The organism is Streptomyces sp. NPDC002133 (assembly GCF_040296405.1).
GTDB lineage: Bacteria > Actinomycetota > Actinomycetes > Streptomycetales > Streptomycetaceae > Streptomyces.
Genome location: NZ_JBEOXF010000019.1, coordinates 81,144 through 94,010 on the forward strand (window position 1 = coordinate 81,144; position 12,867 = coordinate 94,010).

Below are 12,867 nucleotides of genomic sequence, written 5' to 3' on the forward strand. Positions count from 1 at the left end.
TCTTTCCCCTAACGGGCTGAACTTTTGTTGATCTCGAGTTAGTTGGGGCTCAAAGGGGCCTACGCTTCAACGGGTGAACCAGTTGATGTCCCGCGAGCCCGACGCCGACCTGAGCGGCGCAGCCGTACTGCCCGGCACGCTGTCCGATGCCCTGCGCACCGAGCTGATCGCGTTCCGCCGGGACCTTCACATGCACCCCGAGCTCGGCAACCAGGAGTTCCGCACCACCGCCGCGCTCAAGGCCCGGCTGGAGGCCGCGGGGCTGCAGCCCCAGGTGCTCGCCACCGGCACCGGTCTCGTGTGCGACATCGGCGCAGAAGGAGGGGCGCGAAGCTCGAACATGGGCGGTGGGGGGCGACGGGCGGGCGGAGTACGTCCCATGCTCGCGATCCGCGCCGACATCGACGCCCTGCCCATCCCGGACACGAAGACGGGCGTGCCCTACCGCTCGACCGTGCCCGACCGCGCCCACGCCTGCGGCCACGACGTGCACACCACCGCCGTGCTCGGCGCCGGCCTCGTCCTCGCCGAGCTCGACCGGCAGGGCCTCCTGCCGAACGCCGTGCGGCTGATCTTCCAGCCCGCGGAGGAGGTGCTGCCCGGCGGCGCCGCCGACGCGATCGAGTCCGGCGTGCTGACCGGAGTGGGCCGGATCATCGCCGTGCACTGCGACCCCCGGGTGGACGCGGGCCGGATCGGGCTGCGCGTCGGCGCCATCACCTCCGCCTGCGACCGTCTCGAGGTCACCCTCGACGGCCCCGGCGGTCACACCGCGCGACCGCACCTGACCACCGACCTGGTCACCGCGGCCGCGAAGATCGTCACCGAGGTCCCCGCGGTGCTGTCCCGCCGCGTCGACGCCCGCGCCGGGCTCGCCGTCACCTGGGGCCGCATCGAGTCCGGCCACGCCTGCAACGTCATCCCGCAGCACGCCGAGCTCTCCGGCACCGTCCGCTGCCTGGACCTGCACGCCTGGCGCGAGGCGCCCGACCTGGTGCACGCCGCGATCGACGAGGTCGCCACGCTCCACCGCGCCAAGTCGCAGATCAACTACGTCCGCGGGGTCCCGCCCGTCGTCAACGACGCCGCCGTGACCGAGCTCCTGCGCGACGCCCACGCCGCCCGGCGTGGACTGGATGCGATCGAGGACACCGAGCAGAGCCTCGGCGGCGAGGACTTCTCCTGGTACCTGGAGCACGTCCCCGGCGCGATGGCACGGCTCGGGGTGCGGCCCCCGGGGTCGGGCGCGAGGCTCGATCTGCACCGCGGAGACTTCGACGTGGACGAGTCGGCGATCACGGTGGGTGTGGAGCTGTTCACCGCGGCGGCGCTTCTCGACGGTCACCGTTCGTAGTGCTCGACGGGGTCTGGACCCACTCGATCGCCACCGTTCGTAATCGGCCAGTTCACCCTTCGTTCGCCGTACGCGTCGATCCGATAACGGCTGTCGAACACGCCTTTACCTGACATCTACGCGCGTTACGATCGCCGCGAACCCAGCGCCGGAAGTGGCGCTTTCGGTCAGGTTTAAAGGAGCCTCCCAGTGCGCCGGATCACCAGGATCGCCACCGTGGGCATCGCGTCCGCGGCGCTTGCACTGTCCGCCACCGCGTGTGGCGGCAAGACGTCGTCCGAGGCTGACTCGGACAGCGGCACCAAGGCCGCCATCGCCTACGACATCGGTGGCCGCGGCGACCAGTCGTTCAACGACGCCGCCTTCGCCGGCCTGGAGAAGGCCGAGAAGGAGCTCGGTGTCAAGGGCACCGAGGCCGAGCCCAGCGAGGGCGAGGCCGACCCGGACAAGGTCCAGCGCCTCACCTCCCTCGCCCGCGCCGGCAACAACCCGGTGATCGGTGTCGGCTTCGCCTACGCCCCGGCCATCGCCGAGGTCGCACCGAAGTTCCCGAAGACCACCTTCGGGCTCATCGACGACACGTCGAAGACCGGCAAGAACATCGCCAACCTGGTCTTCAACGAGGAGCAGGGCTCCTACCTGGCCGGCGTCGCCGCCGCCAAGGTGACCAAGTCCAACACCGTCGGCTTCATCGGCGGCGTCGAGACCCCGCTGATCAAGAAGTTCGAGGCGGGCTTCGTCCAGGGTGTCAAGGACACCAACAAGAACGTCAACGTCAAGGTCCAGTACCTGACGCAGCCGCCGGACTTCGGTGGCTTCTCCAAGCCCGACCTGGGCAAGGCCGCCGCGCAGGGTCAGATCGACGCGGGCGCCGACGTGATCTACGCCGCCGCCGGTCTCGCCGGCTCGGGCTCCATCGAGGCCGCCGCCAACGCGAAGAAGTGGGCCATCGGCGTCGACTCCGACCAGTACAACCAGTCGGGTCTCGCGAAGTACAAGGAGTCCATCCTCACCTCCGTGACGAAGGACGTCTCGGGCGGGGTCTACAACCTGATCAAGTCGGTCAAGGACGGCAAGCCGCAGAACGGCGAGATCCGCTACGGCCTCGACAAGAACGGCGTGGGCCTGGCCACCTCCAACCCGGCCTTCACCAAGATGACCGATGTCGTCGCCGCGGTCGACAAGGCCAAGGCCGACATCATCGCCGGCACGATCACGGTCAAGACCGCTCCGTAACCGAGCGGCCGGACCAGGGTCCGCGGGTCCGGAGGGGTGGCGAAAACCGCCCTTCCGGACCCCGGATCAGGTTCTGGCCAGCGGTTTTTGTCATTTGGCATGGCTACGCGCGTAGATCCCTCTCCGGCGCGATAACTTCGCCCCACCCCCCTGCCGCTGCGACAGCCCCTTGCCCTGCCCTCGCTCCTTTCCCGCCCAGGAGAGTGCGTCATCAACGCGTCCAGTCCGTCATCGCCGCCCGGTGCTGCTGCCGTAGAGCTGCGCGGCATCACCAAGCGCTTCCCCGGCGTCGTCGCCAACCACGACATCGACATCACGATCCGCAAGGGCACCGTGCACGCCCTCGTCGGTGAGAACGGTGCCGGCAAGTCGACCCTGATGAAGATCCTCTACGGCATGCAGAAGCCGGACGAGGGCACCATCACCATCGACGGCAGCCAGGTCTCCTTCCAAAGCCCGGCCGACGCCATCGCCACCGGCATCGGCATGGTCCACCAGCACTTCATGCTGGCCGACAACCTCACGGTGCTGGAGAACATCGTGCTCGGCGGCGAGAAGCTGTACGGCATCGGCGCCAGGGCCCGCAAGAAGATCAGGGAGATCTCGGACGCGTACGGGCTGAACATCCGCCCCGACGTCCTGGTCGAGGACCTCGGAGTCGCCGACCGTCAGCGTGTGGAGATCCTCAAGGTCCTCTACCGCGGCGCCCGCACCCTCATCCTCGACGAGCCGACCGCCGTGCTCGTCCCGCAGGAGGTCGACGCGCTCTTCGACAACCTGCGCGAGCTCAAGGCCGAGGGCCTGACCGTCATCTTCATCTCCCACAAGCTGGGCGAGGTCCTGTCGGTCGCCGACGACATCACGGTCATCCGCCGTGGTACGACCGTGGGCACCGCCGACCCGCGCACCACCACGACCAAGCAGCTCGCGGAGCTGATGGTCGGCAGCGAGCTGCCCTCGCCGGAGACCCGCGAGTCGACCGTCACCGATGTGCCGATGCTCGAGGTGCGGGAGCTGCACCTGAGCGAGACCGACTCCGACGGGATCGTCCGCGCGGTTCTCGACGGCGTCACCTTCACCATCCACAAGGGCGAGGTCATGGGCATCGCCGGCGTCGAGGGCAACGGCCAGACCGAGCTCATCGAGGGCGTGATGGGCATGCGTGATCCCGACAAGGGTGTGATCACCCTCGACGGCACCGACATCTCGCATGCGCCGACCCGCAAGCGCCGCGAGAACGGCATCGGCTACATCCCCGAGGACCGCCATCGGCACGGTCTGCTCCTGGAGTCCCCGCTCTGGGAGAACCGCATCCTCGGCCATGTCACCGAGAGCCCCAACAGCAAGCACGGCCTGCTCGACCTCAGGGCCGCCCGCAAGGACACCGAGCGCATCGTCCGCGAGTACGACGTCCGCACCCCCGGCATCGAGGTCACCGCGGCCTCCCTGTCCGGCGGCAACCAGCAGAAGCTGATCGTCGGCCGCGAGATGAGCCACAAGCCCAAGCTGCTGATCGCCGCGCACCCCACCCGGGGCGTGGACGTCGGCGCGCAGGCCCAGATCTGGGACCAGATCCGTGCGGCGCGCCGCGAGGGCCTGGCGGTGCTGCTGATCTCCGCCGACCTGGACGAGCTCATCGGGCTCTCCGACACCCTGCGGGTGATGTACCGCGGCCGGCTGGTCGCGGACGCCGACCCCGCCACGATCACCCCCGAGGAGCTGGGCTCGGCCATGACCGGCGCCGCCACCGGCAACCTCGACGAGCAGCCTGAGAACGGTGAGGGCCGATGAGGAAATTCGACAAGGACCGGCTGATCCTGGGCTTTGCAGGCCCGGCGCTCGCCCTGGTCGTGGCCTTCCTGCTCACCTCGGTGGTGCTGCTCGTATCGGGCCGTGATCCGATCGAGCCGTACCAGCTGATGATCAACAGCGCCGAGTTCACCGACGTGCAGGTGCTGATCATCAATCAGACCGGTACGTACTACCTCGCTGCGCTCGCCGTCGCCATCGGCTTCCGGATGAACCTGTTCAACATCGGCGTGGACGGCCAGTACCGCCTCGCCGTGATGCTGGCGGCCGTCGTCGGTGCGTCCGTCGAGCTGCCGGGACCGCTCCACATCCTGCTGATCGTGGTCGTCGCCATGCTCGTCGGCGCCATGTGGGCCGGTATCGCGGGCGTCCTCAAGACCACCCGCGGGGTCAGCGAGGTCGTCTCCACGATCATGCTCAACGCGATCGCGACCAGCCTGATCGCGTGGATGATCCTGCCCGCCAACCTCGGTGTGCAGCTGCCCGGCTCCAACGACCTGACCACGGGCGAGATCGCCGAGTCCGGCCGGTTCCCGGGCCTCGATCTCGAGGGCGGCTCGATCTACGGCTTCACCTTCATCGCCTTCGCGCTCGGCATCGTCTACTGGTTCGTGCTGAACCGCACCCGCTTCGGCTTCGACCTGCGCGCCACCGGCGCCAGTGAGTCCGCCGCCCGGGCGAGCGGTGTCGACTCCAAGAAGATGGTCCTCACGGCCATGCTGATCTCCGGTGCGGTCGCGGGTCTGTCCGGTCTGCCGCTCCTGCTGGGCCAGACCCACACGTACAGCCTGAGCTTCCCGGTCGGCGTCGGCTTCACGGGCATCACCATCGCGCTGCTCGGCCGCAACAACCCGGTCGGCATCTTCTTCGCCGCCCTGCTCATCTCCTTCCTGGAGAAGACCTCGGCCGATCTCGACCAGTACGGCTACGAGAAGGAGATCGCCACGATCATGCAGGGCCTGATCGTGATCTCGGTCGTCGTGTCCTACGAGCTCGTCCGCCAGTACGGGCTCCGCCGTCAGCAGCAGAAGGTCGGCGAGGAGCTTGCCGCCCAGGCCCGTATGAAGAAGGAGGTGGCCGCGTGACCACCACGGCCGTCCCGGCCGGCGCGGCGCCCATCAAGCGCGCCCGTCGCACTCTGTCCGTGCCCATGATCCTGCTCATCATCGCGGGCGGTCTTGCGCTGTTCTCGCTGGTCCGTGTCATCAGCGGCGCGAACGACCTCACCTCCGTCGGGCAGGTGTCCGGCGCTCTCCAGCTCGCCGTGCCCATCGGTCTCGCCGGTCTCGGTGGTCTGTGGGCCGAGCGGGCGGGCGTCGTCAACATCGGCCTCGAAGGCATGATGATCATGGGCACCTGGTTCGGCGCCTGGGCCGGCTACCAGTGGGGCCCGTGGAGCGGTGTCCTGCTGGGCATCGTCGGCGGCGCGCTCGGCGGTCTGCTGCACGCGATCATGACGGTGACGTTCAACGTCAACCACATCGTCTCGGGTGTGGCCATCAACATCCTGGCCGTCGGCGTCACCCGCTACCTGTCGAACTTCACCTTCGCCGAGGCTCCGGGCGGCTCCTCCAAGCAGTCCCCACGCATCGAGCAGATCGCCGACATCACCATCCCGGGCCTGTCGGACTGGATGGCCCAACTCCAGGCCAAACACTGGTTCTTCGTCTCGGACCTCGCGGGCGTGCTCGGCGGTCTGATCACCAACCTGTCGGTGCTGACCGTTCTCGCGATCCTGCTGGTCCCCGCCACCTGGTGGATCCTGTGGCGCACCGGCTTCGGCCTGCGGCTGCGGTCCTGCGGTGAGAACCCCGTCGCCGCCGAGTCCCTCGGCGTCAACGTCTACAAGTACAAGTACATCGCCGTCATCGTCTCCGGCGCTCTGGCGGGCCTCGGCGGCGCCTTCCTGGCCATCGTCTCCACCGGCATCTACCAGGAGGGCCAGACCGGCGGCCGCGGCTACATCGGTCTCGCCGCGATGATCTTCGGCAACTGGATGCCCGGCGGCATGGCGCTGGGCGCGGGCCTCTTCGGCTTCACCGACAGCCTCAAGCTGCGCGGCGGCGCCGAGAACGTCCACGCGATGCTCCTGCTGCTGGCGATCCTGCTGGTGCTCGTGTTCGCCTGGCAGCTGTACAAGAAGAAGCACTGGCAGGCCGCGATCTCCCTGGGAGTCTCCGCTCTGCTGTTCACCTGGTACTCGCTCACCGACGCGCTGCCGAGCCAGTTCGTGGACGCCGCGCCGTACGTCACGACGTTGCTGGTCCTCGCCCTGTCGGCACAGCGGCTGCGCATGCCCAAGGCGGACGGCCTGCCGTACAAGAGGGGACAGGGCAAATGACGTATCCGGCGGCGGCTGCCGCCGATTCCGCCGTCTGGGAGGCCCTGCGCGAGGCGGCGCGGGGCGTGATGTCCCACGCCTACGCCCCGTACTCGGGCTACCCCGTCGGCGCGGCGGCCCTCGTCGACGACGGTCGCACGGTCAGCGGCTGCAACGTCGAGAACGCCTCGTACGGGTTGTCCCTGTGCGCCGAGTGCGGTCTCGTCTCGCAGCTGCAGGCCACGGGCGGCGGCCGGCTCACGCACTTCACCTGCGTGGACGGAAACGGCGAAGTGCTGATGCCCTGCGGGCGCTGCCGTCAGCTGCTGTACGAGTTCGGCGGGCCCGGCCTGCTGCTGGAGACCGCGGCGGGCATCCTGACGCTCGCCGAGATGCTTCCGCTGGCCTTCGGGCCCGAGAAGCTCGGGCCGGAGAAGCTCGGCTAGACCCGCGGCCCCTCCGCTCCCCCACGGCGGAGGGGCCGCGACATTTTCGTACCTGGAAGGAATCCGGAAAGACATGGACGCCATCTCCGTCATCCGCACCAAGCGGGACCGCGGCGAACTCACTCCCGAGCAGATCGACTGGGTCATCGACGCCTACACCCGCGGCGAGGTCGCCGACGAGCAGATGTCCGCGTTGGCGATGGCGATCCTGCTCAACGGCATGAACCGCGGCGAGATCGCCCGCTGGACCGCCGCGATGATCGCGTCCGGCGAGCGCATGGACTTCTCGTCGCTGTCCCGCCCGACCGCCGACAAGCACTCCACCGGAGGCGTCGGCGACAAGATCACCCTGCCGCTGGCGCCGCTCGTCGCCGCCTGCGGCGCGGCCGTGCCGCAGCTGAGCGGCCGCGGTCTCGGCCACACCGGCGGCACCCTCGACAAGCTGGAGTCCATCCCCGGCTGGCGGGCGCTGCTGTCCAACGAGGAGATGCTGCACGTCCTCGAAACGACCGGCGCGGTCATCTGCGCGGCGGGCGACGGCCTGGCCCCGGCCGACAAGAAGCTGTACGCGCTGCGCGACGTCACCGGCACCGTCGAGGCCATCCCGCTGATCGCTTCCTCGATCATGTCGAAGAAGATCGCCGAGGGCACCGGCTCGCTGGTCCTGGACGTCAAGGTCGGCTCCGGCGCCTTCATGAAGAACATCGAGGACGCGCGCGAACTCGCCTCCACCATGGTCGGCCTGGGCACGGACCACGGCGTGAGGACCGTCGCCCTGCTCACCGACATGTCGACCCCGCTCGGCCTCACCGCGGGCAACGCCCTCGAAGTCCGCGAGTCGGTGGAGGTGCTGGCGGGCGGCGGGCCGGCCGACGTCGTCGAGCTCACGCTCGCGCTGGCGCGCGAGATGCTCGACGCGGCCGGCATCAAGGACGCCGACCCGGAGAAGGCACTGGCCGACGGTTCCGCGATGGACGTCTGGCGCCGGATGATCGCGGCGCAGGGCGGCGACCCCGACGCGGCCCTCCCGGTCGCCCGTGAGCAGCACGTCGTGACGGCCCCCTCCTCGGGTGTCCTCACCCGCCTCGACGCGTACGGCGTCGGCGTCGCCGCCTGGCGCCTCGGCGCGGGCCGGGCTCGCAAGGAGGACCCGGTCCAGGCGGGCGCGGGCGTCGAGCTCCACGCCAAGCCGGGCGACACGGTGACCGCCGGCGCCCCGCTGCTGACGCTGCACACGGACACCCCGGAGAAGTTCGACTACGCCCTCGGGTCCCTGGAGGGCGCGTACGACATCGCCCCGGCGGGCACGGCGCACGAGGCGAGCCCGGTGGTGCTGGGACGAATCGCCTGACGTGCCTCGCCACGCCTGGGCATATGCCAGTGGCCTCTTTCGGGTGAACGGGATCGGTGGACCCCCGCCGGTCCCGTTCGGCATGCTGGACTCGGTGACGCACCGACAGAGGAGACCGCCATGAGCGCACTCACCGTCGAACCCCCGACGGCCCAGGGCCAAGAGTGGGACGACGTCGTCCGGATCTGGGAGGAGACGGACGCACCTGAGGGCTGCAAGGTGGAGATCATCGAGGGGATCGTCACCGTGTCACCCACGCCAGCCAACAATCACAACGACGTCGCCGACACTGTCCAGCGGCGTCTGTACACAGTGATCCCCGAGCACTGGGGCATCTACCAGACTCTCGCTGTCGCCATCCCCTCCCGCCTGGGGATGTTCATCCCGGATCTGGTCGTGGCGCCAAGGTCGGCCCTGCGTGAGTCGGGGAACGACATCCCTGCCGCAGCCGCCGAGCTGGTCGTCGAGATCACCTCGAAGTCCAACGCCAACCACGACCGGATCGAGAAGCTGCACGGCTACGCGACGGCGGGCGTGCCGCTGTACCTGCTGCTCGACAGCTGGCACTCGGGGCGCCCCACCGCGACGTTGTACGGGGAGCCGAAGAACGCGATGTACCGCGTGCTCGACACCGTGAAGTACGGCGAAGAGATCCACCTGCCCGCGCCCTTCGACCTCACGATCGACACCTGCGCATTCCCCGTCAGCTGACGCGGTCATCGGCCCTGGGGAACCGCACCTGGCCGCTCTGCCGGGCAGCCCTGCGGTGCACGACCGAGCGGGGCGATGAGTTCCCGCCGTGGCAGAGGTCTCTTCCCCGTGGACCGTACACAGTCGCCGATCGTTCTCGAGCTCATCGGCCGGGTCACCCCGGACCATGTGCCACTGCTGTGCGCGTCCCTGCACGCACAGGTCGTCACCGCATCGGCCACGGGCACCGAAACCGGTGATGTGATCTGCGAGGTCGGGGGCCTCGCCGTCGCCGACCTCGCGGCCGTCAACGCCATCGCCCGGCTGCGCCTCACGGCGCACCGCCTCGGCCGCGGACTGCGGCTGAGGAACGCCGGGGCCGAACTCCTCGCGCTCCTCGACTTCGTCGGGCTCGGCGACGACGACCCGGAGCCGGACGCGGGCCCGGAGCCGGACCGGCCGCCCGCGCTCAGTCCTCGCGGCTGAGCCGGTCGGGCAGGCCGAACAGCGGGAACCAGCGCTTGGTGTCCAGGAAGAAGTCCATCCCGCCGATCTTGCCGTCCGAGACATCCAGAACGATCAGCGCCCACGGTTCGTACCCGTCGCCCGACCGGCTCGGGTGGTACTGCGCGAACGCCGGCGAGCCGTTCGCCACGGTCGGCACCAGCTTCGAGCCGCGGCAGACCTCGCCCACTCCGAGCATCCAGCCCACGATGTCGTCATGACCGCGCAGCCACAGGTCGTACGGCGGCATGGACATCGTCGCGTCCTCGTGGAGCAGCGCGGTGAGCGCCTTCATGTCGTACCCCTCGAAGGCGGCGACATAGCGCTCCAGGAGCCGCTGCTGCTCCTCGTCGAGCGGGTCGGCCGAGTCGGACTCCCGGGGCTCGGACTGGGCGAGGGTGGCGCGGGCGCGCTGCAGTGCGCTGTTGACCGAGGCGACCGACGTGCCCAGCAGCTCGGCGACCTCGGCTGCCTTCCAGGCCAGCACCTCGCGCAGGATGAGCACGGCGCGCTGCTTGGGCGGCAGATGCTGCAGTGCCGCGACGAACGCCAGCCGGATCGACTCCCGCTCGACGGCCGTCTCGGCCGGATCGGCCACCGACGGCAGCACGCGCCCGTCCGGCACCGGCTCCAGCCAGGTGATCTCCGGACGGGCGTTGAGCTGGGCCTGCGCCACCGGCGTCGCGGGGGACAGGTCCATCGGGCGGGCCCGGCGGTTGCCCGCGTTCAGCATGTCCAGGCACACGTTCGTCGCGATGCGGTACAGCCACGAACGCAGGGACGACCTGCCTTCGAACTTCTCGAAGCTCTTCCAGGCGCGGACCATCGTGTCCTGGACGGCGTCCTCCGCCTCGAAGGCGGAGCCCAGCATGCGGTAGCAGTAGCCGGTCAGCTCCGTCCGGTACTTCTCCAGCCGGGAATCGAGATCCTGCGTCGTTGCCAGATCACTCATCGGGTCCACCCCTGTCGCCCTTGGCACCAGCCCTTCGGACGCTACAGGAGGGCACTGACAAACGGGGGTCAGGTTCCGGGCTTGCGCCCGTACACGTAGACGTCGTCCCCGTTCTTCAGCAGGTTCCAGTACGCCTTGGCGTCCGCCGACCGCATGTTGACGCACCCGCCGGATCCCGGCGGGTTGTACATCGACTTGGTGACCGAGTGGAACGCGATCCCGCCGTCGAAGAACTGCGAGTACGGCATCCACACGCGGTAGATCGTCGACCAGTGGTTGAGGCTGCGGTAGTAGATCCTCTTCGAGCCGGTCCGGGTCTCCGCCCCGTCCCGTCCGGTCCGCACGGGCACCGGGCCGTACTTCAGCCGGGAGCCGTCCTGGATCCAGCTCAGCTGCCGGGTCAGGTCCACACAGGCGATGCGGCCCTTGTTGGTCGGACACTTGCCGGCCTTGTTGGGCGTGCTGCCGGCCGCCTTCTGCGCCAGCATCGTGTTCATCGTGCGCCAGGTGATCGGTCCGGCGTAGCCCATCGTCGGCGTGATGCCGTGCTTGGCCTGGAACGCCTTGATCGCCTGGCAGTCGCTCGCCGACTGCCGTCCGTCGACGCGGAGGCCGAGGAACTTCTCGACCTGCTTCTGGTAAGGCCCGGTGCTCATGTTGCACGAGGCGGCCTGTGCCGGGGCGGCGCCGAGCGCCAGCGTCAGCGGCACCACCATCCCCGTGATACCGAGGGCGACGCCGCCCCGTCTCCGTATGCTCGTGATGCTCCTTGCACGTTCCACGGTCACCAACTCCCCTGGGCGCCAGAGCGGTTGCTCTACCGTTGGACGCTTGCAGGGGTGCCGGAGTTGCAGGGAAGTGGCCGTGGATTTCCGGAGATTTCCTCAGTGGTGGGCGGCCGCCGTCCTCAGGACGGGCCGCCGTATCTTCGCCCGGGCCGCGTACGTGCCGTACAGGGTGATCGACACGACGCCGAGGACCGCGAGCAGCCCCAGCAGGACGGTGCCCGCCCAGCCGCCGGAGTGGAAGGCGATGGCGCCGAGCGTGCCGCCCGCGCTGCTGCCCAGGTAGTACGCCGACTGGTAGAGCGCCGACGCCTGGGCGCGGCCGGTCTTCGCGGTACGGCTCACCTCGGACGAGGCGACCGCATGGCCCGCGAAGAAGCCCGCGGTGATGAGGACCAGGCCGAGCAGGACCGCGGTCAGGGAGTCCGCGAGGGAGAGCAGCAGTCCCGTCGCCGTCGTGCCGACCGCGAGATACAGCGCTCCGCGGCGGCCCATGCGGCCGACGAGCCTGCCGGCCGCAGCGGAGGAGACCGTACCGACCAGGTAGACGAGGAAGACCGAACCGACCACGCCCTGGGGGAGGTTGAAGGGGGCGTCGACGAGGCGGTAGCCGATCACCGTGTAGACCGCGCCGAAGACGGTCATGAAGAGCGCGCCGATCCCGTACAGCCGCGTCAGCAGCGGGTCCGAGAGGTGGCCGCGGACGGTCTCCGCCAGCGCGCGCGGGTTCAGCGACCCGGGGACGAAGTGTCGTGCCTTCGGCAGCAGCAGCCGGAACGCGACCGTGCAGACCACGGCCATCAGACCCACCGCGGCGAGCGCCGCCCGCCAGCCCCACAGCTGGGCGACCCAGCCGGTGACGACCCGGCCGCTCATGCCGCCGATACTGTTGCCCGCGACGAACAGGCCGATCGCGGCGATGAGTGCCCTCGGCCGCACCTCCTCGGCGAGATACGCCATCGCCGAGGCCGGGATACCGGCCAGCGCCGCGCCCTGCACCGCGCGGAGCACGACCAGCCACTCGAGGTCGGGCGCGAGCGGCACCAGCAGTCCGATCGCGGTCGCGACCACCAGCGACACCGTCATCAGCCGCACCCGCCCGAAGCGCTCGGAGAGCGCGCTCAGCGGCAGCACGCACAGGGCGAGTGCGCCGGTGGCCGCGGAGACCGTCCAGCTGGCCGCGCTCGCGGTGACGCCGAAGCCGGCGGAGACGGCGGGCAGCAGGGCCTGCGTGGAGTAGAGGAGGGCGAACGTCGCGACGCCCGCGGCGAAGAGCGCGAAGCTCATACGGCGGTAGCCGGGCAGGCCGGGGGCGAGCTGACGGGACGGCGAGGTGAGGGCACCCATGGTGGTGGGCGCCCCGGTACTGGCGGAAGGCATGCCTCGAAGGTAGGCACGTCCTTCTGATGCGTCCAATGCA

The 12,867-nt window shown here is 69.6% G+C and carries 12 protein-coding genes; 9 read left to right on the plus strand and 3 right to left on the minus strand.

Features of this window, described 5'->3' with window-relative positions; translation table 11 throughout:
* The first annotated feature begins 85 nt into the window (after positions 1-85).
* The 9 genes from ABT078_RS20030 to ABT078_RS20070 all read left to right on the plus strand — a co-directional run bounded on the left by ABT078_RS20030 (position 86) and on the right by ABT078_RS20070 (position 9,692).
* Positions 86-1,354 carry an amidohydrolase gene (locus tag ABT078_RS20030; RefSeq protein ID WP_351229549.1) on the plus strand — a complete coding sequence of 423 codons (1,269 nt, stop codon included), beginning with the start codon at positions 86-88 and terminating at the stop codon, positions 1,352-1,354.
* A 189-nt stretch (positions 1,355-1,543) separates the two neighbouring features.
* Positions 1,544-2,590 (plus strand): BMP family lipoprotein, encoded by a 1,047-nt coding sequence (locus tag ABT078_RS20035; protein WP_351229465.1) that lies wholly within the window; start codon positions 1,544-1,546, stop codon positions 2,588-2,590.
* 210 nt (positions 2,591-2,800) lie between these two features.
* A complete protein-coding gene (locus ABT078_RS20040; protein ID WP_351229551.1) occupies positions 2,801-4,381 on the plus strand; it encodes an ABC transporter ATP-binding protein in 1,581 nt (526 codons plus the stop codon).
* A complete protein-coding gene (locus tag ABT078_RS20045) occupies positions 4,378-5,484 on the plus strand; it encodes an ABC transporter permease (protein ID WP_351229467.1) in 1,107 nt (368 codons plus the stop codon). The genes ABT078_RS20040 and ABT078_RS20045 overlap by 4 nt, the downstream gene beginning before the upstream one ends.
* Positions 5,481-6,740 carry an ABC transporter permease gene (locus tag ABT078_RS20050; protein WP_351229469.1) on the plus strand — a complete coding sequence of 420 codons (1,260 nt, stop codon included), beginning with the start codon at positions 5,481-5,483 and terminating at the stop codon, positions 6,738-6,740. Before ABT078_RS20045 ends, ABT078_RS20050 begins: the two co-directional genes overlap by 4 nt.
* Positions 6,737-7,165, plus strand: a complete 429-nt coding sequence (locus ABT078_RS20055; RefSeq protein ID WP_351229471.1) for a cytidine deaminase — start codon at positions 6,737-6,739, stop codon at positions 7,163-7,165. The genes ABT078_RS20050 and ABT078_RS20055 overlap by 4 nt, the downstream gene beginning before the upstream one ends.
* Positions 7,166-7,238: 73 nt before the next feature.
* Positions 7,239-8,516 carry a thymidine phosphorylase gene (locus tag ABT078_RS20060; RefSeq protein ID WP_351229473.1) on the plus strand — a complete coding sequence of 426 codons (1,278 nt, stop codon included), beginning with the start codon at positions 7,239-7,241 and terminating at the stop codon, positions 8,514-8,516.
* Positions 8,517-8,636: 120 nt separating this feature from the next.
* Positions 8,637-9,227, plus strand: a complete 591-nt coding sequence (locus ABT078_RS20065) for a Uma2 family endonuclease (protein WP_351229475.1) — start codon at positions 8,637-8,639, stop codon at positions 9,225-9,227.
* 108 nt (positions 9,228-9,335) lie between these two features.
* The gene (locus tag ABT078_RS20070; RefSeq protein WP_351229477.1) at positions 9,336-9,692 is read left to right on the plus strand and encodes an STAS domain-containing protein; all 357 of its coding nucleotides are present in this window, start codon (positions 9,336-9,338) and stop codon (positions 9,690-9,692) included.
* Here the strand turns inward: ABT078_RS20070 and ABT078_RS20075 are convergent.
* From ABT078_RS20075 to ABT078_RS20085, 3 genes are all read right to left on the minus strand, one after another.
* Positions 9,676-10,662, minus strand: a complete 987-nt coding sequence (locus ABT078_RS20075; RefSeq protein ID WP_351229479.1) for a sigma-70 family RNA polymerase sigma factor — start codon at positions 10,660-10,662, stop codon at positions 9,676-9,678. The two genes, ABT078_RS20070 and ABT078_RS20075, sit on opposite strands and share 17 nt — an antisense overlap.
* A gap of 68 nt (positions 10,663-10,730) precedes the next feature.
* Positions 10,731-11,378, minus strand: a complete 648-nt coding sequence (locus tag ABT078_RS20080; RefSeq protein WP_351229553.1) for a L,D-transpeptidase family protein — start codon at positions 11,376-11,378, stop codon at positions 10,731-10,733.
* A 168-nt stretch (positions 11,379-11,546) separates the two neighbouring features.
* Positions 11,547-12,827, minus strand: a complete 1,281-nt coding sequence (locus ABT078_RS20085; RefSeq protein WP_351229481.1) for an MFS transporter — start codon at positions 12,825-12,827, stop codon at positions 11,547-11,549.
* Positions 12,828-12,867: the final 40 nt, after the last annotated feature.